At 73.0% G+C, this 19,961-nt stretch carries 19 protein-coding genes; 8 read left to right on the top strand and 11 right to left on the bottom strand.

Annotation, left to right across the window (positions count from 1 at the left end):
- Nucleotides 1–6: 6 nt before the first annotated feature.
- On the top strand, nt 7–2,010 hold the full coding sequence (gene ligA, locus IPJ95_14840) for an NAD-dependent DNA ligase LigA (GenBank protein ID MBK7924876.1): 2,004 nt from the start codon (nt 7–9) through the stop codon (nt 2,008–2,010).
- Between the two features lie 72 nt (nt 2,011–2,082).
- Nucleotides 2,083–2,640: a hypothetical protein gene (locus tag IPJ95_14845; GenBank protein ID MBK7924877.1), complete on the top strand. Its 558-nt coding sequence runs from the start codon at nt 2,083–2,085 to the stop codon at nt 2,638–2,640.
- Nucleotides 2,641–2,800: 160 nt separating this feature from the next.
- Here the strand turns inward: IPJ95_14845 and IPJ95_14850 are convergent, their stop codons facing one another.
- The 3 genes from IPJ95_14850 to IPJ95_14860 are packed head-to-tail and all read right to left on the bottom strand — an operon-like array spanning nt 2,801 to nt 5,966.
- Entirely contained in the window at nt 2,801–4,090 is a 1,290-nt protein-coding gene (locus tag IPJ95_14850; GenBank protein MBK7924878.1) for a TldD/PmbA family protein, read from the bottom strand.
- Nucleotides 4,087–5,463 (bottom strand): TldD/PmbA family protein, encoded by a 1,377-nt coding sequence (locus IPJ95_14855; protein ID MBK7924879.1) that lies wholly within the window; start codon nt 5,461–5,463, stop codon nt 4,087–4,089. Before IPJ95_14855 ends, IPJ95_14850 begins: the two co-directional genes overlap by 4 nt.
- A complete protein-coding gene (locus IPJ95_14860; GenBank protein MBK7924880.1) occupies nt 5,460–5,966 on the bottom strand; it encodes a phosphoribosyltransferase in 507 nt (168 codons plus the stop codon). Before IPJ95_14860 ends, IPJ95_14855 begins: the two co-directional genes overlap by 4 nt.
- Nucleotides 5,967–6,132: 166 nt before the next feature.
- Here IPJ95_14860 and IPJ95_14865 point away from each other — a divergent pair, with 166 nt between their 5' ends.
- The 3 genes from IPJ95_14865 to IPJ95_14875 are packed head-to-tail and all read left to right on the top strand — an operon-like array spanning nt 6,133 to nt 9,109.
- Nucleotides 6,133–6,576, top strand: a complete 444-nt coding sequence (locus IPJ95_14865) for a tetratricopeptide repeat protein (protein ID MBK7924881.1) — start codon at nt 6,133–6,135, stop codon at nt 6,574–6,576.
- Entirely contained in the window at nt 6,573–7,268 is a 696-nt protein-coding gene (locus IPJ95_14870) for a hypothetical protein (protein ID MBK7924882.1), read from the top strand. Before IPJ95_14865 ends, IPJ95_14870 begins: the two co-directional genes overlap by 4 nt.
- A 20-nt stretch (nt 7,269–7,288) precedes the next feature.
- Entirely contained in the window at nt 7,289–9,109 is a 1,821-nt protein-coding gene (locus IPJ95_14875; protein MBK7924883.1) for a long-chain fatty acid--CoA ligase, read from the top strand.
- 15 nt (nt 9,110–9,124) lie between these two features.
- Here IPJ95_14875 and IPJ95_14880 read toward each other — a convergent pair whose 3' ends face one another.
- Genes IPJ95_14880 through IPJ95_14900 form a run of 5 tightly spaced genes read right to left on the bottom strand, consistent with a single transcriptional unit; the run spans nt 9,125 to nt 13,059 of the window.
- On the bottom strand, nt 9,125–9,721 hold the full coding sequence (locus tag IPJ95_14880) for a hypothetical protein (GenBank protein ID MBK7924884.1): 597 nt from the start codon (nt 9,719–9,721) through the stop codon (nt 9,125–9,127).
- A 9-nt stretch (nt 9,722–9,730) separates the two neighbouring features.
- Complete coding sequence (locus tag IPJ95_14885) at nt 9,731–11,335, bottom strand: M23 family metallopeptidase (protein MBK7924885.1); 1,605 nt, start codon at nt 11,333–11,335, stop codon at nt 9,731–9,733.
- A 17-nt stretch (nt 11,336–11,352) separates the two neighbouring features.
- On the bottom strand, nt 11,353–12,066 hold the full coding sequence (locus IPJ95_14890) for an SDR family oxidoreductase (GenBank protein MBK7924886.1): 714 nt from the start codon (nt 12,064–12,066) through the stop codon (nt 11,353–11,355).
- Nucleotides 12,063–12,668 carry a GTP cyclohydrolase I FolE gene (gene folE, locus IPJ95_14895; GenBank protein MBK7924887.1) on the bottom strand — a complete coding sequence of 202 codons (606 nt, stop codon included), beginning with the start codon at nt 12,666–12,668 and terminating at the stop codon, nt 12,063–12,065. Before folE ends, IPJ95_14890 begins: the two co-directional genes overlap by 4 nt.
- Complete coding sequence (locus IPJ95_14900; protein ID MBK7924888.1) at nt 12,646–13,059, bottom strand: 6-carboxytetrahydropterin synthase; 414 nt, start codon at nt 13,057–13,059, stop codon at nt 12,646–12,648. Before IPJ95_14900 ends, folE begins: the two co-directional genes overlap by 23 nt.
- A 341-nt stretch (nt 13,060–13,400) precedes the next feature.
- Here IPJ95_14900 and IPJ95_14905 point away from each other — a divergent pair, with 341 nt between their 5' ends.
- Together IPJ95_14905 and IPJ95_14910 are read left to right on the top strand one after the other, a co-directional pair.
- Nucleotides 13,401–13,568, top strand: a complete 168-nt coding sequence (locus IPJ95_14905) for a hypothetical protein (GenBank protein ID MBK7924889.1) — start codon at nt 13,401–13,403, stop codon at nt 13,566–13,568.
- Entirely contained in the window at nt 13,565–14,800 is a 1,236-nt protein-coding gene (locus tag IPJ95_14910; protein ID MBK7924890.1) for an AI-2E family transporter, read from the top strand. The genes IPJ95_14905 and IPJ95_14910 overlap by 4 nt, the downstream gene beginning before the upstream one ends.
- A 12-nt stretch (nt 14,801–14,812) precedes the next feature.
- Here the strand turns inward: IPJ95_14910 and IPJ95_14915 are convergent, their stop codons facing one another.
- Genes IPJ95_14915 through IPJ95_14925 form a run of 3 tightly spaced genes read right to left on the bottom strand, consistent with a single transcriptional unit; the run spans nt 14,813 to nt 19,369 of the window.
- Nucleotides 14,813–15,733, bottom strand: a complete 921-nt coding sequence (locus IPJ95_14915) for a GNAT family N-acetyltransferase (GenBank protein ID MBK7924891.1) — start codon at nt 15,731–15,733, stop codon at nt 14,813–14,815.
- 31 nt (nt 15,734–15,764) lie between these two features.
- Entirely contained in the window at nt 15,765–18,191 is a 2,427-nt protein-coding gene (locus IPJ95_14920) for an SMC family ATPase (protein ID MBK7924892.1), read from the bottom strand.
- Nucleotides 18,191–19,369, bottom strand: coding sequence for an exonuclease SbcCD subunit D (locus IPJ95_14925; protein ID MBK7924893.1), 1,179 nt, complete (start codon nt 19,367–19,369; stop codon nt 18,191–18,193). Before IPJ95_14925 ends, IPJ95_14920 begins: the two co-directional genes overlap by 1 nt.
- 144 nt (nt 19,370–19,513) lie before the next feature.
- Here IPJ95_14925 and IPJ95_14930 point away from each other — a divergent pair, with 144 nt between their 5' ends.
- Nucleotides 19,514–19,912: a hypothetical protein gene (locus tag IPJ95_14930; GenBank protein ID MBK7924894.1), complete on the top strand. Its 399-nt coding sequence runs from the start codon at nt 19,514–19,516 to the stop codon at nt 19,910–19,912.
- The last annotated feature ends 49 nt before the right edge of the window (nt 19,913–19,961 follow it).

A 19,961-nucleotide genomic window follows, 5' to 3' on the forward strand; every position in this document is an offset into this window, starting at 1 on the left:
GCCTCCATGACCCCCGCCGAACAGGCCGCGCGGCTGCGTGCGCGGATCGACCGCGCCAACCACGCCTACTACGTCCTCGACGCGCCGGAGGTCCCGGACGCCGAGTACGATCGCTGGATGGTGGAGCTGCGGGCGCTCGAGGAGGCCCACCCCGCGCTCCGCGTCCCGGACAGTCCCACCCAGCGGGTCGGGGCCGAGCCCGCCGCGGCCCTCCGCAAGCACACCCACCTGCGCCCGATGATGTCGCTGGCCAACGCCTTCACGCCCGAGGAGCTCACGGCGTGGGAGGACCGCAACGCGCGCATCACCGAGGATGCCCGGGCGGGCGGCTACACCACCGAGGTGAAGATCGACGGCTCGGCGGTGAGCCTGACGTACCGCGACGGGCGGCTGGAGAGCGGGGCCACCCGCGGCAACGGCCGGGTGGGCGAACTCATCACCGAGAACCTGAAAACGCTCCCCGATGTCCCGCTCCGGCTGGCGGGCGTGTCCTGGCCGGCGCTGATGGAGATCCGGGGCGAGGTCTACCTCCCGCGCCAGGCGTTCGAGCGGCTCAACCGGGAGCGGGAACAGGCGGGCGAGCCGCTCTACGCCAATCCACGCAACACCGCCGCGGGCAGCCTCAAGCTGCTCGACCCGAAGGTCACCCGCCGCCGCCGGCTCCGGATGTACGCCTTCCACGTGGAGGTGATCGACGGGACGCTCCCCGCACGCAGCCAGTGGGAGATCCTGGAGCAGCTGGCCGGCTGGGGATTCCCGGTGGAGCCGCACCGGGCGCGGCACGCGGACCTCGCCTCGGTGCACGCGGCGGTGGCCGCCCTGCACGCCGAGCTGCGCGCCCTGCCCTTCGACGCTGACGGGGTGGTGGTGAAGATCGACCGGCTGGCGCTGCACACCGAGCTGGGCAGCGTGAGCGACCGGGAGCCGCGCTGGGCGATCGCGCGGAAGTTCGCCCCGGAGGTGGCGGTCACCCGGCTGCTCGACATCCAGCTCAACGTGGGCCGGACCGGGGCGCTCAACCCCTGGGCGGTGCTCGCGCCGGTGGAGGTGGGGGGCGTGACGGTGTCGAGCGCCACGCTCCACAACGAGGACCTGATCGAGGCCAAGGACCTCCGGATCGGTGACTGGGTGGAGGTCATCCGCGCCGGCGAGGTGATCCCGCAGGTGGTGGGGCCGCTGCCGGCGCGGCGGGACGGCACCGAACGGCCCTTCCGCATGCCGGCGGAGTGCCCGCGCTGTGCCACCCCGGTGCTGCGGGATGCGGAGGAGGCCGTCCGCTACTGCCCCAATCCCGCCTGCCCGGGCCGGGTGCTCGAGGGCATCGTCCACTTCGCCTCCCGCGACGCGATGGACATCCGGGGCCTGGGCTACGAGCGGGTGCGGCAGCTGCTGGACGAGGGGCTCATCCGCGACGTGGCCGACCTCTACGACCTCGGGACGGACCAGCTGGTGGCGCTGGACCGCTTCGCCGAGCAGTCAGCCGGGCAGCTGGTCACGTCCATCGCCGCCTCGAAGTCCCGGCCGCTGGCGCTGGTGCTGTTCGGGCTCGGGATCCGGCATGTGGGGAAGACGGTGGCCCAGGTGCTGGCCCGCCGGTTCGGCACGATGGAGGCGCTGGCCCGCGCCACGCTCGAAGAGGTGGAGGCGGTGCCGGGAGTGGGCCCGACGATCGCGGCGGCGGTGGTGGAGTTCTTCGCGGCCGACGACAGCGGCCGGCTGGTGGCGCGCCTCGCGGCGGCGGGGCTCTCCCTCACGGAGCCCCGTGCCGTGGCGGCCGGTGGCCCCCTCGCGGGCAAGGCCTACGTGCTGACCGGCACACTGCCTACCCTGTCGCGGCAGGCGGCCACCGAGCTGATCGAGCAGGCGGGGGGGCGGGTGACGGGCAGCGTGAGCAAGAAGACCGACGCGGTGGTGGCCGGCGACGACGCCGGCAGCAAGCTGGAGAAGGCCCGCACCCTGGGCATCGAGATCATCAGTGAGGCGGAGCTCCTCCGCCGCGCCGGGGGATAGGCACCCTCCCCGCGGGGCTTGCCCGTCGCTGTGCCCGACCCTAACCTTCGTCGTCCCTTCGGAGCCTACCGCATGTCGCCGTCCGCCGTCGCCGCCCCGGCCCAGGCCGTCCTCCTGTCCCGGCAGACCCTGCACCACCTGCGCCAGGTCCTGGAGCGGGATGCGGGGATCCAGGCCGCCACCTGGCTCCAGGAGGCGGGCTTCGCGGGGGGGGCCGCGCTGTACGAGGTCTACGCCGGCTGGCTGGCGGAGCACTACGCGGTGCGCCGGCCCGCCTCCCTGGATGTGCGGCACCTGGGCGAGACGCTGTCGGCGTTCTTCGAGGAATATGGCTGGGGCACGGTCCGGGTCTCGCCGGTCACGCCCGCCGTGATCGCCATCGATTCCACCGACTGGGCCGAGGCCGACCCGACCTCCGGGGCCGCCTACCCGTCCTGCCACATCTCCTCCGGCCTGCTCGCGGAGTTCCTGAGCCGGGTGTCGGAGACCACGCTGGGCGTGATGGAAGTGGAGTGCCGCTCCCGCGGCGAGGCACGCTGCCGCTTCCTGGCCGGAGCGCCGGAGACGCTGCAGATCCTCTACGGCCGGATGGCGGAGGGCGCCAACTACCTGGACGCCCTGGGCGCCTGAGCCCGATGTGCGCCTATAACGTCCGGAAGAACAAATCGGTGGACCACGAACCGGCGTCCGGGGCTGCCCGGACGCTGGATTTCTTCCGGGACCTGGGCATCTGGGCGGCGGGGATCGGGGCGCTGTACCTGGTCTACTGGCTGGCCCGGCGGTACCTCTTCTAGAACACTGACACGCCGTCCACCACCACGGGCGGCATGGCGCGGCTCCCCACCCACATCAGGTCCCGGCCCACCGCCAGCAGGCGGGCCAGCAGGTCGTGCACGTTGCCGGCCACCGTGACCTCCGGGACCAGCCCCACGATCTCGCCCCCCTGCACCCGCCACGCGAGCGCCGCCGGCAGCGCAAACGTGCCACCCATCATGTCGGCATGGGTGCCCGGCCGGAGCTGCTCCACCACCAGGCCGTCACCGATCGTCGCGAGGATGTCGTCCCAGCTGGCGGCCCCCGCCTCGAGGACCAGGTTGGTGCAGGCGGCCTGCGGCTTGGCGAAGGTGCTCCGCCGTCCGTGACCCGTGGGCGTGGCGCCCACCCGCCCCGCCGTCTCGAGATCATAGATGATCCCGGCCACCTGCCCCGCCTCGACCAGGGGCAGGCGGCGGCTGGTGACGCCCTCGTCGTCGAGCGGGCGGGAACCGGGACGGCCGTCGAGGAGCGGATCGTCGACCAGGGTGAGGAGCTCGCTGTAGGCCCGGGCCCCGCGCTGGCGCGCGAGTGGGGAGCCGCCGTGCAGCGCCGCCTTGCCCACCAGCGCCTGTTCCACCGCCGCCAGGAGCGGCGGCAGGGCCGTCGGGAGGAAGCCCACGCGCTGCCGGCCCATGGGGGCCTCGGCATTCCGTTCCGCCCAGGCAAAGCGCTGCCGCAGCATGGCCACCAGCAGCTCGAGATCGGTCAGCGAGGGCAGGTCGGCGCCGGCGAGGGCCGCCTCGACGACCAGGCGGCGGCCCTCCTGCTGCCGCGCCGCCTGGACCGCGAAGACGACGAGCGAGACATCGTACTCTGCATCGAGACCGGCGGTGTTGGCCACCCGCACCTGGCCCAGGGAGCGCTCGATGGTGAGCCCGAGGTTCACCCGCTCGCTGCCGAGGCGGTCACGGACCAAGTGCCCCAGGTCGGCCAGCTCGGCGAGGGTGGCGGCGGCGGCGCGCGGGACGTGGGTGACCACCGCGGGGAGCGCGGCCTGGCGCGGCAGGCTGAGGCTGGTGGGTTCGCCGAGCGCGGCCGAGGCGAGCGCGCGATCGAGCAGGTCGTCGGGATCCTCCACCACGCTGCCGGCGGTGCCGGCCCGCCCCTCGCTCACCACGCGGAGGTTCACCCCCTGGTACAGGGTGGTGCGGGCCCCGACGGGACACCCATCGACGAAGGTCACCGTGGTGGTCTCGTCGGTCTTGTGGACCGCATCGGCGAGCGCCGCGCGGCGGGCGGCGCGTTCGAGGAGGGGGAGGATCATGCGCTCTCGCCCCCGACCGTCATCTGCTCGAACCGGACGTGCGGGGCGCCGTCGGCCACGGTGATCCGGCCGGCCGGCGGCTGGCCGCAGCCCGTGGCCTGCAGGTTCCACCGGAAGTCGCCGGCGATGGCATCCAGCCGCAGCAGCGTCTCGGTGACATCGCCCTGGAGCACGAGGGGCCGCACGGTCTCCGCCAGGCGGCCGTCGCGGATCACCTGGCCGTACCCGGTGGTGAGGGTGAAGCGGCCGTGGTGCACGTTGCCACCCATGGCGTCGCAGCAGTAGATCCCGTGCCGGATGGGGCGGATCAGGTCGTCGAGGGTGCCCTGCCCGTTGGTGAGGTAGGTGTTGGTGAGGCGGGCGGTCGGGACCTGGCGGAACGACGGGGCGCGGGCGTTCCCGGTGGGGCGGGTCCCGGCGCGGCCGGCGGTCTCGCGGGTGTGCAGCCGGCCCACCACCACGCCGTGCTGCACCAGCAGGGTGTGCTGGGTGAGCGCGCCCTCGTCGTCGAAGGCGAGCGAGCCCGGCAGGCTGGTGGCGCTGCCGTCATCACCGATGGTGAGGAGGTCGGAGCCGATCCGGCGCCCGGGGGGCATGAGCTGGTGCAGGTCCGGCCGGGCGGCGAGGGTGTCGGCCTCGCTCAGGTGGCCAACCGTCTGGTGCAGCAGGGCGGCGATGCACCGGGGGTCGAGGACCACGGGATAGCTGCCGGCCTGGACCCGGGGCGCGTTGAGGAGGGCGATGGCGCGACGGGCGGCGGTGCGGAAGAGGTGGTCGGTCTCCTGCACCGCCCGCCAGCCGCCCCGCACCGCCCACGACTCGAAGGCCCGCTCCAGGAAGCTGTCCTCGCGCGCGATGGCGCCGGCGGCGAGCCGGACCTCGGGGCGGCGGTCAGAGACCATCACGCCGGCGGAGGTGGCGATCCAGCGTTCGGTGACCCGGTCCTCGTAGGAGGCGCGGGCGTCGACGATGCGCCGGTCGCTGGCGAGCATCTCCTGGTTGAGCCGCTCGAGCAGCTGGCGCTTCTCGGCGAGGGGGACCTCGCGGACGTCGCCATCGAGGTCGGCGGGATGGTCGGCCACGCGGACCGGGATCTCGGCCAGGCGGATCGGCGCGTCGACGGGCAGGGCCAGCGAGAGCTCATGGGCCCGGGCCACCATGGCGCCGAGCTGGTCGAGGCCGGTGAAGCTCGCGACACCCCAGCCCTTGCCGTGATTGAGGCAGCGGACCATGCCGCCCACCTCGCGCGCGGTGGTGGCCCCCTCCAGCCGGCTGCCGCGGTAGGCCACGGCGCTCGCCCAGGTGCGCTCGAGCCGGATCTCGGTGAAGTCCGCGCGGGCGGCGCGGAGCGCCTCGGCCAGCCGGTCGTTCACCCCGCCGGATTCCCCTTGAGCCACTGGACGTAGTCGGGCCGGGTCACCAGCTCGCCGTCGGCGATGATCTCGCGGTCCCAGGGAAGGATGATCAGGTGCTCGGTGGCGAAGGCGTGGAAATCGGGCGTGTAGCCCCCGGTCTTGAACGAGACCGCGGTGCGCACTTCCTTCGGCTTGAGGGCGCGCACTTCGTTCAGCGCGAGCTTGATGGTGGAGCCGGTATCGCAGGTCTCGTCCACCAGGAGCACGCGGCGGCCGCGGATACTGGGCGGCGGCCCGGTGACCAGGATGGGCTCGCCGCCGGCGTCCTGGCGGGTGACGGCCATGGACGCGAACTCCACCTGCAGGATGGAGGCGACCACCACGCCGGGGATGACCCCGGCCTTGGCGATGCCGAGCACCACCTCGGGCTCGAAGTCGCGCACCACCTTGAGGGCGAGGGCCCGGCAGATCTCGCCGAAGAAGGGCCAGTCCACCTCGAGGACACCGCGAGGCTGGGGCACGGCAGGGGGTCGTTTCATGGGATCGTCGGGGAGGCGGTCGGGTAACGGCGCTGGAGAACAATACTACCCCCCGTCGGGGGCGGCGTAAACTACGTTGCGGCCCCCCCGGGGCGGGACTATGTTACGCCCATCCTTCCTTCCCGACCCGCGAGGACGTTGTCCCTCAATGAGTTTCTGGCGTCGGTTGCTCGGCGGCGGCCCGACCGAAGGGCTGAAACCGCAACGGCTCGACTACCTCAATGAAGCGCTGGCCCTCGAGCGGCAGGGTGATTTCGAGGCAGCGCTGACCTCCTATCGGCTGGCGCTGCGGGACAATCCCAACGACCCGCGGATCCTGCAGAACATGGCCATCGCGTTCACCAAGACCGGCCAGCAGGAAGAGGCGATCCGGCACTACCGGCGCGCCATCGGGCTGGACGACACGCTGGTGGGCGCGCACTACGGCCTGGCGTTCCGGCTCAAGGAGCGGGGGGAGTTCCAGGAGGCGGCGGAGCACCTGCGGAAGTTCCTGGCGCGGCCCCCGAGGGGGCCCGACGCCGACCGCTGGGTGCGGCACGCCGAGGACACCCTCAGGGAGATCGAGTCGACGCCGGACCGGGCCCCCGAATGACGCGGCGCGGACTCGTGGCGGCGCTGGCGCTCCTCGCCGGCTGCAGCGACATCTCCGGGAGCAAGGGCGTAGTGGCCCTGGAGCTCCGGCTCCCCTCCCCGCCCGTGGTCGAACCGCTCGACACCCTGACGCTGCACGCCGTCGCCTACGACATCGACGGGGACAGCCTCGATCTCCCGGTGTACTGGCGCACCCCCGATACGACCCTCATACTGGTGGACAGCACGGGCCGGATGACGACGGCCCTGACGTCGGGGACGGGGCGGGTGCAGGCCCGGGCGGGCAACCTCTACTCCGCGGTCTCCAGCCCGGGATTCACCATCCGTCCCCGGTCGGATACCCTGCGCCTGACCGTGCCGGACACCCTGACCGTCCTGGCCGGGGACACCGCCTCGGGGCCGCTCGACGCGGCGCTCGAGAGCAACGACCCCGCGGGCGGGATCAGCGGGGCCGGCATCCTGTATGAAGTGGTCGACACGGCCGCCGCGCGCGGCCTGGTGCGGTTCGCGGGGGACGTGCTGGTCTTCCGCGCCACGACCGCCACGGGGGGCACGCCGTCGCCAGCGGTGACCCTCCGCAAGGTGCCGGGGGCGACGCCCCCGGCGACCGTCCAGGTCCGGGTCAGCGCGACCCGGCCGAGCGGCACCCCGGTCCCCGGGTCCGGGCAGTTGTTCACGCTCACATTCCCGTAAACTCCACGGAGGCCACGCAGATGGCCACGCCCCGCACCCTGAACGAGCTCTTCTTCGGAAGCCTCGACCGCTTCGGCACGCGCCCCGTCGTCCTCCGCGCCAAGCGCGGCGGGGCGTGGCGGGACATCGGCTACGCCGAGGTCACGGACACGGTCCGGTGCCTCGCCGCCGGCCTGCGGGAACTCGGGGTGGTCGCCGGGAGCAACGTCGCGATCCTCAGCGAGAACCGGCCGGAGTGGGCCTTCGTCGACTTCGCCTGCCTCACGGCCCGCTGCGCCGACGTGCCGATCTACCCCACGCTGCCCGCGGGGCAGATCAGCTACATCCTGCGCGACTCGGGGGCGGTGGCCGTCTTCGTGTCGAGCAAGGCACAGCTCGAGAAGATCCTCTCCATCCGCCAGCCCGACGTCACCCCCGCGCTGCGGCACATCATCGCGATGGATGATGACGCCACGGGCCCGGGCGTCATGCCCTTCGCCGACCTGGTGGCCCGCGGCCGCGCCGCCCTGGGCAAGTACCCGCGGTGGCGGGAGGAGGCGCTCGAGGCCAGCCCGGACGACCTCGCGACGCTCATCTACACCTCGGGCACCACCGGCGACCCGAAGGGCGTGATGCTCACCCACGGGAACCTCACCAGCAACGTGGTGGGCGGCCTGCAGTACCTCGACCTCCGCACCGAGGACTCCTGCCTGTCCTTCCTGCCGCTGTCCCACGTCTTCGAGCGGATGGCGGGACACTACTGCATGTGGCAGTCGGGGGCGGTGATCACCTACGCCCAGAGCGTGGACACCGTCTCCGCCGACCTGGTCGAGGTGCGGCCCACGGTGGTGCTGTCGGTGCCGCGGCTGTACGAGAAGATCTACGCCAAGGTGGTCGAGGGGGCCGCGGCCTCCCCGCTCAAGAAGCGGATCTTCGACTGGTGCCGGGCGGCGGGCGAGGCGTGGGCGGAGACCGTGCTCGCGGGCCAGCCGGTGCCGTTTGCGCTCGGCGTGAAGAAGGCGCTGGCCGACAAGCTGGTGTTCTCCAAGCTGGTGGCGCGCACCGGCGGGCGGCTGCGGTACTTCGTCTCGGGCGGCGCGCCGCTCTCGGCGGAGATCGCCAAGTTCTTCTTTGCCGCCGGGCTGCCGATCTACGAGGGGTACGGCCTGACGGAGACCTCGCCGGTCATCTCGGTGAACTCCCGCACCCACGTGAAGCTGGGCGCGGTGGGCCGGCCCATCCCCGGGGTGGAGGTGACGATTGCCGCGGACGGCGAGATCCTCACCCGCGGCCCCCACGTGATGAAGGGCTACTACAACAAGCCCCAGGCCACCGCCGAGGCCATCGACACGGGGGGCTGGTTCCACACCGGCGACATCGGCCTGATCGACGGGGACGGCTTCCTCAAGATCACCGACCGCAAGAAGGACATCATCGTCACGGCGGGGGGCAAGAACATCGCCCCGCAGCCGATCGAGGGCCGGGTCAAGACCAACAAGTTCATCGTGAACGCGGTGATGATCGGGGACAAGCGGAAGTTCCCCATCCTGCTCGTGGTGCCGAACCTCGACGCGCTGCGGGAGTGGGCGGCGAGCGAGGGGCGGACCTACCCCGACGATGCCGCGCTGGTGGCCAGCAAGGAGTCGGTGGAGAAGATCGAGCGGGAGGTCAAGAAGTCGCTGCGCGACCTGGCGCAGTTCGAGATGCCGAAGAAGGTGGTGCTGATCCAGAACGACTTCTCGATCGAGTCGGGGGAGCTCACCCCCACGCTCAAGGTGAAGCGCCGGGTGGTGGAGAAGAACTACAACGCCGCCATCGAGGCCGCCTACGCCGACCGCAGCGGGGCCACCACCGAGCACTGAGCCGCCGGGGGCGCCTCAGCCCTGCCGCCCCACCCACCAGCCGCCGGCCGCCCCCAGGAGCTCGAACCCCGGGAGCGCCGGCGGTTCGCCGTGCCCGACCGCGCGGAGTCCCGGCAGCACCGCCCCGACCCCGGCCGCCATCCACCCCTCCGCATCGGCCCAGGGCCGCCCGAGCACGATGCCCCGCAGGGACCGCGCCTTGAGCGGCAGGCGGGGCGACCGCAAGACACTCGTCGCGGCCGCGGGAAGCGGCACCCCGGGGGGATTGACCAGCGCCAGGTGCACCCCGGGCAGCAGCCCGGCCAGCGCGTCGGCGGCGGCGGCCGCCTCCCCCACCAGCCCGACGTATCCCCCCGGCCCCTCGAGGCCCAGGAAGGCGTGCAATGCCGACGCCGGCGGCTGGTCGGCGGCCGCGCCCGGGGCCGGCATGGGCGGCAGCGGATCGCCGAACCGTACGACGCCGGCGGTGATCGGGTACTCGGCCTGGCAGACCGGGCAGCCCAGCAGCCCCTCGAGCACCCGCCGACCGTCCATCCGGTGCGGGATCAGCACCAGGAAGGACTCGGGGTGCTCCGCGGGGCAGCGGAGATGATCGGTGAGTTCGATGAACATCGGCGGGCCCTACGGGCGGAAGACCACCCAGGTGAGCTTGCCGGCCTCCACCGTGACGCGGCGGTAGACCTTCTTCCCCCCGATGTCGACGCCGAGGACCCAGGATCCGGGTGGCACGTCGCTGACGGCGAAGTGCTCGCCGTAGAGCGGATGGGGGTGCGCCTTGTCACCGTAGGTCTCGGCGTAGACGTACGGCGTCTCCGCCGGTTCCGGCTTGGCGAGCCCGTAGATGCGCGCCTGGGGCACCGGCTGGCCGGCGGCGTCGAAGACCTGGCCCGCCACGATCCCGGTGCCAGCCAGCGGCTCGATCCACAGCTCGGGGTTGGTGGTGAAGGCCGGGAAGCGCTCCAGCGAGTCCACGACCTCCCGGACGTCCTCGCCAGGCAGCGGGACGGTATGCACCTCGAGGTGGAGGTGATCGTTGGTGGCGCGGCCGGTGTTGCCCACGAGCGAGATCACCTGGCCGGCCTGCACCCGGTCGCCCACCTTCACCTTGAGCGCGCTGTTGTGATAGTACACGCTGAAGATCCGGCGCGGGCCGGTGGGGGCGACCAGGATGCTGTCGTGGCGGATGGCCACGGTGAGCGCACCCTGCTCCGCCGGGCCCGCGTACACCACGCGGCCGTCGCTGATGGCGTGCACCGCCGTGCCGTCGGGGTTGTTGAACTCCACCCCCTGGTGCTGCTGGAAGTTCCCGCCCATCGTGGACCCGTACCGGTAGGTCTGGTCGATCTGGGGGTTGTCGGTGCGCTCGATGGGCCGGCGGTACCAGGTGGTCCGGGGGAAGCGCGGCGCCTCCCCGGTCTTCGGGGCGGTGCGCAGGCAGGGCAAGGTGTCGGCGACGGGACGCAGCCCGCAGGGGGAGCCGCGCCAGGGGACCCCGTTGAGGAGGAAGCGATTGCGGGGCGCGAAGGCGGCGGACGGCACCGCTTCCGCGCCCCAGCCGGTGAGGCCGAGGGCCAGCCGCTCGTTCCCCTTGAGGGTGGTGAGCAGGATGCCCCGCCGGCGGTCCAGCCCGATGCGCCGGATGTACTCGTTGCCGAGGACGGTGAGGGCGGTGTCGGCCGGGCCGCGGGCCGCGGGACCGGTGCGGTCGGTGAAGGCCATCCAGTGCTGGCCGTCGTCGGTGGTCATCTGCACGCCGTCGGCGGTGCCCACCCAGACGGTGTCGCCGCGGACCACGATGCCATCGGGCGCCACGTACTGCCACTGGGGCCCGAGCTGGGTGAAGGTCCAGTTGGTCCAGGTCTGGCCGTCGTCGGTGGAGAGGCCCCAGCCGTTGCCCACGGTGCCGTACCAGATCTCGCCGCGGGGCCCGAAGGCGAAGGCGTGGACGAAATCCCAGGAGATGCTGCTACCGGTGGTATCGTGCCGGACCTGCTCCCACGCCGTGGCGCCGGGCCGCAGCCGGAAAATGCCCTCGCCATACGTGCCCACCCAGAGCCCGCCGCGGGGGTCGCGGGTGACGGCGAGCACCGGCATGCCGAAGCCGGTCGGGTCGGGCAGACGCGGCAACGCCTGGCCGGCGAGGGTCGGGGCGGCGAGCAGGAGCGCGGCGAGCACGGCGGCCGGGGCCGGAGCCGGGCGGCGGAAGCGACGCATCAGGGGAGCCACGGGACCATCCTGGGAAGTCAGCTGCCGGGATCCACCGGCGTCGGCGCGAGGCGCAGCCACTCGACGGTGGCGTGGGCGGGCCGGGTGGCCACAAACGCCACCGCCTCGGCGACATCCTCGGCGCGCAGCATCAGGGCGCGGCGGAGGTAGCCGGGCCGGGCGTCGGGATCGAAGGGATCCCAGATCGGGGTGTCGGTGGACCCGGGGGAGATGAGGGAAAAGCGCACCCCGGTGCCGCGATACTCGGCGGCGAGCGCCTCGTGCAGGCCGCGCACCCCGAACTTGCTCGCGGTGTAGGCCGCGTTGTCGGGAAAGCCCCGGTGGTCGCAGGTGCTCCCGATGGTGATATGCAACCCGCCGGCGCCGCCGCGCATGGCGGGCAGCAGCCCCTGGGCCAGCAGGAAGGGGGCCCGGATGTTGAGGTTGAGCTGCTGCTCGAGCTCCGCCGGGTCGGTCATCTCGAACGGCTTGAGCACGAACAGGCCGGCGTTCTGGACGATGACCGCGGGGGTGCCCCACTCGGTGAGGATCCGGGTGGTGGTGCGGACGATCTCGTCGGTCCGGGCCAGGTCACAGGTCAGGTCGCGGAACGGCCCGTGGGTGCCCTCGCCCAGGGAGCGGGAGAGCCGCACCACCGTGGCGCCGGCCGCAGCGAGGGCGGCGGCGCTGGCGGCGCCGATCCCCCGGCTGGCGCCGGTGACCACCGCGAGCCGGCCCTCGAGGGGCTTCACTCGCCCCCCCGTCCATAGACGAGGCGGAGGAACTCCTCGCGACTGCGGATGTCGCTGCGGAAGATGCCGCGCACCGCGCTGGTGACGGTGCGGGAGTTCTGCTTCTCGACGCCGCGCATGGCCATGCAGAGGTGGGTCGCCTCGATCAGCACGCCGACGCCGTGCGGTTCCAGCACTTCCATGATGGCGTCGGCGATCTGGTCGGTGAGCCGCTCCTGTACCTGCAGGCGCCGGGCGAAGATCTCGACCAGGCGGGGCAGCTTGGAGAGGCCGACGATCCGCCCGTTGGGGATGTAGGCCACGTGGGCCCGGCCGAAGAACGGCAGCATGTGGTGCTCGCACAGCGAATACAGCTCGATGTCGCGCACCAGGATCATGCTGTTGTGCTCTTCCTCGAAGAGCGCATCGCCGACGGCGTCCATCACCGACAGGCCGTAGCCGCGGGTGAGCCAGCGGAAGGCCTTCTCGACCCGCTCCGGTGTCTTGACCAGTCCCTCGCGCTTGGGGTCCTCCCCCAGCGCGGCGAGGATGTGGCGCACCTCGGCCTGGAAGGGGGTGGTGCGGGCGCGCCGGGCCGCCCTAGCGGCCTTCGTAGTCGACATAATTCCGGGGGGTCTCCCAGAGCCGGATCCGCAGGGCCAGGTCGGCGGGAACCGACGGCCGCAGCACGTCCCAGCAGTAGATCGCGATGTGCTCGGCGGTGGGATTCACCGCGCGGAAGTGGGCCACGTCGAGGTTCAGGTTGCGGTGATCGAGGTGGTCGAGCAGCTTTTCCTCGGCCAGCCGCTTCAGTACGTTGATGTCGAGCACGTAGCCGGTCTCGGCGGCCACCGGCCCCGTCACGGTGATGTCCAGCTCGTAGTTGTGCCCGTGGTAGTTCGGGTTGGCGCACACCCCGAACATCCGCGTGTTCCAGTCCTCAGGGTACGCGGGATTGTACAGCCGGTGCGCGGCATTGAAGTGCACCCGGCGGGTGACGCTGACGATCGGCATGCGACTGGTTCCGTCCCCGGGGAACGCGGATGGCTGGAAGATGGCGCACCCGGGACGCGGGTCAAGGCGGCCGGCCACAGCCTTGAACAACGGGGGCACCGGCCACTGGGACCGGTGCCCCCGGGACAGAACTGGGCAGCGCCGAAGAGGTTTATTGAAGCCCGACGAAGAAATGTGGCACCCTCACCAGGTCGTCTGTCTTCCCCCCGAGGGGGCGTGGCATCAGACTCGGTATCTGGGCCCCTCACCGGACCTGTTGGCTCAATAACGTGGTTCCTCGACGCCACCCTCTGTCCCGAAGATAGGACCCGGTCCACGGACCGTCAACAAACCCGAGGCGCATGACCATGGCACTCCCGCTGGTGGGCGCGATCGTCGCGCTGCTGGTCTGGATCGTCGTCACGTTCCTGTATCCGCTGGGCCCCGCCGCGACGGTGCTGCACCTGCTGCTGGGTGCCGCCGGGGTGCTGTTCGTGCGCTGGTGGGCGCTGCGCCAGCCCGGCCGATGACCGGCCCCGCGCCCGGTCGCGACACGCTCCCCGCCGTGCTGGGCGGGATGATGTACGTCCTGCTGCTCGTCACGCTGCGGGAGATCCTCGCCCCGCCCCTGGTGCTGCCGCTGGCGCTGCTGGCGCTGTGGCCCCTCCGGGACCGGCCGGGGGTGCGCGTGGCGATGGGCATCGCGGTGGCCCTCACGCTGGTGTGGGGCCTCAAGCTCTACGGTGGGCTGCTGGGGCCGTTCCTGCTGGCGCTCGCCGTGGCCTACCTCCTGGCCCCCCTCGTGGCCCGGCTGGAGCAGCGGCGGATCGGCCGCGGGACGGCGATCCTGCTGGTGGCGCTGCCCCCGATCCTCGGACTGGCGCTGCTCGCGGCGCTGGCGGGGCCGCAGGTATGGAACCAGGCGGTGACGCTGGTCTCGGCGCTGCCGCGGTTCGCGACCACCCTGATGAGCTTCGTCACCACCCTCCGCACCCGGCTCGAGGGCCTCCCGTTCCTGACCGCGGCGCAGCGTGACTGGCTGCACACCCTCGACGCGCAGCAACTCGCCGCCCTGCTGCAGGAGAATGCCGACGGCCTGCTGCGCGCCCTGGCCGAGTGGGGCCTCGCCTTCGGCCGCCGGCTGGGGACGCTGCTCGGCTTCCTCGGCTACCTCGTGGTGACCCCCGTGGTGGCGTTCTACCTGCTCCGCGACTGGCGGCCGCTGCTCGGCTTCCTCGAAGACCTGATCCCGCCCACCCGGCGGCCCGCGCTGGTGGCGTTCATCGAGGAATACGATGGCTCGCTGGGCAAGTTCTTCCGAGGCCAGCTGATCGAGGCCACGCTGGTGGGCATTCTCACCGGGACGGGCCTCGCCGTGCTCGGCGTGCCGAGCGCGCTGCTCATCGGGGTGATCGCCGGCCTCTGCAACCTGGTCCCCTACATCGGCATCGCCATCTCGGCCATCCCGGCGCTGGTGGTGGCCCTCACCATGGACGATCCGGTCGGCGGCCTGCTGCGGGTGGGCGGGGTGTTCCTGGTGGTGCAGTTCATCGACGGGTCGGTCACCGGCCCGCGCATCGTGGGCGGCTCGGTGGGGCTGCATCCAGTGGTGACCATGCTGGCGCTGGCGTTCGGCGGGGCGATGCTCGGCTTCGCGGGGCTGCTGCTGGCGGTGCCGCTGGCCGTCCTGCTCAAGATGCTGGGGAGCCGGCTCCTGGTCCGCTACCGGCAAAGCGCGGTCTACGCGGGCGGCACGGGGTAGCGGCGCCGGGGATCAGATCTCCCAGTTGGACCAGACCACCGCGCCGGGCACCACGGCCACTTCCGCGTGCTGGGCCAGGGTCATCCGCAGGTCGGTCCAGTGGGTCCGGTAGCCGAGGTGGACCAGCCGCAGGTAGGCCTCGCTGAAGGCGGTCTGGCAGCGGAAGGTGACCCGCCGGATGTCGGCGGCGAGCGCCGCCGCCTCGAGCCCCGCGACCAGCTTCTCGAAGGCGTCGAGGTCTCCCGCCACCAGCTTGAGCACCCGGAGCTCGTCCTGCGGCCGCCCGGCCGCGAGGGCGGCGGTGTGGAAGAGCGCGAAGCCGCGGAGCGCGCCCGCGGGCTCCCGCTGCAGCAGGGTATCGCCGATGCGGAGGTCGGCGGTGATGCTGAGTTCGCGGGAGAGGTCGGTACCGGCCTGGAGCCGGCCGGTGAGGTCGCGGCACTCCCGCAGGCGCTCGGCCCGCGCCGGGCCGGCGGTGGAGAGCACCTCCGGATGGAGCACCGGCCGCCGCGGCAGGTCCCGCACCAGGGTGACGGTCATGTGCCGGGGGACGAAGCCCAGCCGGCTGTAGAACCCGATGTTCTCGATGGTCCGCGGCATGGTCTCGAGGCCGATGGTCCTCGCGCCCCGGTCCTTGAGCCAGGCGAGGCCCGCGAGCAGCATGGTCTTGCCGAGGCCGGCGCCCTGCCGGTCGGGACGGACCGCGAGCGGGCCCATCCAGCCCTCGCGGCCCGACAGGTGGGCCATGTTGAAGGCGCAGAGCTCGCCATCGGCGTCGCGCCAGATCATGGCGCCATCGCCCGCGTCATCCACCGCGTAGCGCCAGATCACGGGATTGAGGTGCGGGACCCGCACCCCGCTCATCCCGTCGCGGCGGTAGCGGTCGGTGAACGCCTCCGAGAAGACGCGATTGAGCGCCTCGACATCGCGCATGGTGGGCCGCTCGGGGCCGACGACATCACGTTCAGGCAGCCAGGCCATCGCCCGTGCCCCCGCCGAGGTCGTCGTGCACCCGCGCCACCCCGCGCTCGCCATCCAGGTCCACCCGCACCACGCGGTCCATCCCCTCGCGCACCCCCTCGATGTGGGTGATCAGGATGACCTGCGGGAAGCGGTCGGCCAGGCTGCGCAGCAGGTCCACCACGGCGGCGCGCCGCTCCTCGTCGAGCGAGCCGAAGATCTCGTCGAGCACCAACAGCGACAGCGGCTGCCCCGCGCGGTCGGCGATCATCTGGCTGATGGCCAGCCGGAGCGCCAGGTTGGCGATGTCCTCCTCGCCCCCGGAGATCACCGGCTTGGGCTCGCCCCCCTCGATGATCGTGGCCACGTAGTCCTCGTCGAGCTCGAGCTCGCCGTAGCGGCCGTTGCTCAGGTCGCGGAGGAAGCCGCTCGCCAGCTCGGCCAGGTCCGGCCGCAGCTGCTGGTTGAGGTCGGTGCGCAGGTCGGTGAAGGCCCGGTCGAGCTCGTTGTGCAGCAGGAGGTCGCGGGCGGCCCGCCGCGCCTCCTCCTCGCGCCGGGTCCGCTCCTCGCGCCGGCGCTCCACGGCCGTGGCGGCCTCCGCCGCCGCGCCCTGCTCCGCCCGGGCCCGGACCGCGGCCATCTCCCCCTCGCGCCGGGCGCGATCGGCACCCTCGGCGGCGGCACGGGCCTCGCCCCACGCCTCGTCGGAGTAGCCCAGGGCCTGGAGCCGGTCGCGCAGCGCGCGCGCCTCCGCCTCCCGCCCGGTGAGCTCGCGCTCGGCGGACTCCGCCTCGGTCACCAGCGCCTCGGCGCGCTCCGCCGCCACCCGCAGCCGCTCCGCCTGCAGCGCCACCGGGTCGAGCGCCGCCAGCATCCGCCGCACCTCGCTATGGCGGTTGGGGTCGTAGTTGGCCGGCCCCTCCCGGGCCACGAGCGCCAGCTCGGCCGCGCGGGCATCGAGGCGGACTAGCTCGGCGGTGAGGCCGGGCCCTTCCTGCGCCTGGGTCTCGAGCCGCGCCATCTCGGCGCTGGCGTGGGCCAGGCTCTTCTCCGCCTCGGCCCGCTGCCGCTCCAGCTCCTTGAGCTCCGCCGGCTCGGCGGCGAGCTGGTCGATGCGCGACTTGAAGTAGTTCCCGTTGAAGAGCACGTCCTGCAGCTGACGGTCGAGGATCCCGACCACGTTCGGGTACTCGGCGCGCAGCGGCCGCTCGCAGGTGGGGCAGGCGCCATCGGGACCCGTCTGGGTGATCTTGTCGAGCTGGTCCTTGAGCTCCTTGTACTGGTCGCGCAGCGCCTCGCGCTTGGTGCGGGCGTCCTGCAGGTCGCGGTCCCAGGCCGAGCGGCGCTCCCGCGCCGCCTCCTCGAGCGCCTCGTGCCGCTGCCGGTACTCCGCCAGCCGCACCCGTGCCCGTTCCAGCAGCTCCGGCGCGGGAAGCCGCGCGGCGCGCGCCCGCACCTGCTGCAGCAGCGCCCGGGTCTCCTCCAACTGGGCCTGGGCCACCTGGCGCTTGGCGTACTGTCCCGCGAGTTCGTCCAGCCGATGCCGCTCGGCACGCAGCTCCTCGAGGGGCGCCAGCTCCTGCCGGAGACCCTCCAGCCGCCCCCGGGCCTCATTGGCGCCGACCAGCTCGCGGTCGAGCTGCTGGAACCGCTCCCGGGCGGTCTGCACCCGGTGGTCGGCCAGGCGGAGGTCGCCCTGGATGGCGGCCACCTGATCGCGCTTGGCCTGCATCTCCTGCCAGCGCGGGGCCACCTCGCCCCGCCGGCGCTCGGCCGCCTCCATGGCCGCCACCGCCTCCGCCACCAGCCGCGCGGCGGTCGCCTGCCGTTCCGCCGCGCGCGCCGCCTCGCGGTCGAGCTCGGCGGGATCGGGGAGCTGGGCCTCGAGCGCCGTGAGGGTGGCGCGGATGCGGGTGCGCTCCTCCCGCAGGCGCTCCTGGGCCCGCTGCAACCGGTCGTAGCCCAGGACCCGCGCCAGGAACTGGGCGCGCTCCACCGGCTTCATGGCGGCCATCACCGCGAGCTGCTTCTGCCCGGTGAAGTAGGTGTTGAAGAACTCCTCGCGGGTCATGCCGAGGAGGCGGCTCACCTTCTCGGTGACGGCCTGGAGGCTGTTGGCCACCGGGGCGGTGTCGTTGTCCTGGTACAGCTCGGCGCCGTTCAGGGTCCGGACCGCGCGGTAGCGATGCGGCCCCAGGGCGAAGTCGAGCTCCACCTTGACCGGGGCGCGGGGCCCCGCGCCGCGGCGGCGGATGGTCTCGCGGGTGCCGCGCGCCGCGTCGGCGCCGTAGAGGGCCCAGGCGATGGCCTCGAGCAGGGTGGTCTTCCCCGCCCCGTTGGGGCCGATGATGCCCGTGAGCCCGGCCCCGAGGACGAGTTCGGTGTCCTCGTGCTGGCGGAAGTTGAGCAGGCGCAGGCGCTCGATCTGCATCAGCCCTCCGCCCACTCCCGCTCGACCTGCGCCATCATCTCCACCCCGGCCCGGACGAAGGCCTCGCGGTCGACCTCGCCGGGCAGCAGCCGGCGGCCGAGGTAGTCCTCCACGATCTCGGGGAGGGTCTGGCGACGGCCCGGGGCGCCCACACCCACCTCGCGATGGGACTCGGGCCGCCGCAGGTCCAGCTGGTAGTGCAGCGCGGCCGCCTTGTAGCCTCGGATGGCCGAGTAGTTGAGCTCCCGCCCGGTGTGCCGCGGGATGTTGCGCACCACCTGGCGGAGCACCTGGTCGGCATAGCCGCCGGGCACCGCCTCGAGCGCGCGGGACAGCTCGGCATCGATCTCCGCCCCGGTCCGGCCGGCGCCGTCGATGGCCGGGAGGTCGAGCACCCGCCGGGCCAGCGGCACTGGCCGCCGCTCGACGGCGCCGCTCTCCAGGTCCACCAGCAGCCAGCCCTTGCCGGGAATGCGCTGGTCCCGCTCGTCAGCGAGCTCGCCCCAGGGGTTGGGGCTCACGTACTCGAGCGCGCCGCTGTACCAGACCCGCGGCGCCACCTCGCGCTGCACGTGATAGTGGCCCAGCGCCACGTAGCTCCAGCCGCCGCGCGCCAGCTCGTCGCGGGCCAGCAGCGCGCCGCCGTACTCGGCGGAGGAGCGGTCGGAGGGGAAGATGCCCTCCACCTCGCCGTGGAGCATCAGGACCTGGTGCGGCTCGCCGCCCTCCCGCTGCAGCACCGGGCGCTCGCCGGTGATCAGCGCCATGTGGGGCACGGCGAGCACGGACAGGCCGAGCCGCGGCCAGGCGAGCCGCCGCGGCTCATCGGCCACCACGTCGGCGCCCAGGCTCTCGAACAGGCCCAGGATGGAGCCGGTCTCGGTGGAGCGTGGGGTGTCGTGGTTGCCGGCGATGAGCACCAGCGGGGCCTCCGGCAGCGCCTCGCGCAGCCGGTGGAACTGCTGGAAGGCGAAGAGGATGCTGTGGTTGGTGGGCCGGACCGAGTGGAAGAGGTCGCCGGCCACGACGATGGCCGCCGGCCGGGCGTCGATGACCTGGTCCACCGCGCGGCGGAAGGCATGCGCGACGTCCGCCTCACGCTGGTTGAGGCCGGTGGCGGTCTGGCGATGGAACTGGCGGAAGCCGAGATGCAGGTCGGCGAGGTGCGCGATCTTCACGGGGGGAATTCTAAGCCGGGCACGACATCGCGTAAGGGCGGCGAGGGGCCTCGTGCGGGGGCGGGCCGGTCGCACGGGCCCGCCGGGCGACGCGCCATTTCCGCACCTTGCCCCCTCCCGCCCCTCCCAGCGACCATACCAGCCATGGACAGCCTGGCACGCGCGGACCCCGACCGAGCCCAGGCGGCACGGCTCCGCGGCCTGGGCGCGGCGCCGGTGCCGGTGCGCTTCCCGGTCCGCAGCCTCGGGCCCGCGGCCCGGCTCCGGCGGGCGGCGCTGGGCCCGCTCGGGGGGCTCGTGGTGGCCGTCGCGGTACTGCCGGTGCCGATCATCCACCTGGTCCTGCCGCCCGTGGCGCTGCTGACCGGGGTGGTGCTGGGAGTCCGCCGGGGCCTGGTCCGGGCGCTGTTTGGCGCCGCGCGCGGCACCTGCCCCTGCTGCGGGCAGGAGCAGTCGCTGGGCCTCACCGGGACACCCTACCGGCTGCCGCGGGAACTCAAGTGCCACGCCTGCCGGCAGATCCTGATCCTCGAGGCGGAGTAGCGGCGCAGCACGGCATCGGGCACCTGCCGGGCGCAATCCCGATCCCCCG

The organism is Gemmatimonadota bacterium (assembly GCA_016713785.1).
GTDB lineage: Bacteria > Gemmatimonadota > Gemmatimonadetes > Gemmatimonadales > GWC2-71-9 > JADJOM01.

What these genes read in the sequence shown, in the direction of transcription:
- IPJ95_14930 (MBK7924894.1), top strand. Translation starts at nt 19,514, where the DNA reads ATGGACAGCCTGGCACGCGCGGACCCCGACCGAGCCCAGGCGGCACGG.
- IPJ95_14905 (MBK7924889.1), top strand. Translation starts at nt 13,401, where the DNA reads ATGACCATGGCACTCCCGCTGGTGGGCGCGATCGTCGCGCTGCTGGTC.
- IPJ95_14845 (MBK7924877.1), top strand. Translation starts at nt 2,083, where the DNA reads ATGTCGCCGTCCGCCGTCGCCGCCCCGGCCCAGGCCGTCCTCCTGTCC.
- IPJ95_14915 (MBK7924891.1), bottom strand. Translation starts at nt 15,733, where the DNA reads ATGCGCGATGTCGAGGCGCTCAATCGCGTCTTCTCGGAGGCGTTCACC.
- IPJ95_14910 (MBK7924890.1), top strand. Translation starts at nt 13,565, where the DNA reads ATGACCGGCCCCGCGCCCGGTCGCGACACGCTCCCCGCCGTGCTGGGC.
- folE (MBK7924887.1), bottom strand. Translation starts at nt 12,668, where the DNA reads ATGTCGACTACGAAGGCCGCTAGGGCGGCCCGGCGCGCCCGCACCACC.
- ligA (MBK7924876.1), top strand. Translation starts at nt 7, where the DNA reads ATGACCCCCGCCGAACAGGCCGCGCGGCTGCGTGCGCGGATCGACCGC.
- IPJ95_14850 (MBK7924878.1), bottom strand. Translation starts at nt 4,090, where the DNA reads ATGATCCTCCCCCTCCTCGAACGCGCCGCCCGCCGCGCGGCGCTCGCC.
- IPJ95_14865 (MBK7924881.1), top strand. Translation starts at nt 6,133, where the DNA reads ATGAGTTTCTGGCGTCGGTTGCTCGGCGGCGGCCCGACCGAAGGGCTG.
- IPJ95_14900 (MBK7924888.1), bottom strand. Translation starts at nt 13,059, where the DNA reads ATGCCGATCGTCAGCGTCACCCGCCGGGTGCACTTCAATGCCGCGCAC.
- IPJ95_14875 (MBK7924883.1), top strand. Translation starts at nt 7,289, where the DNA reads ATGGCCACGCCCCGCACCCTGAACGAGCTCTTCTTCGGAAGCCTCGAC.
- IPJ95_14880 (MBK7924884.1), bottom strand. Translation starts at nt 9,721, where the DNA reads ATGTTCATCGAACTCACCGATCATCTCCGCTGCCCCGCGGAGCACCCC.
- IPJ95_14920 (MBK7924892.1), bottom strand. Translation starts at nt 18,191, where the DNA reads ATGCAGATCGAGCGCCTGCGCCTGCTCAACTTCCGCCAGCACGAGGAC.
- IPJ95_14870 (MBK7924882.1), top strand. Translation starts at nt 6,573, where the DNA reads ATGACGCGGCGCGGACTCGTGGCGGCGCTGGCGCTCCTCGCCGGCTGC.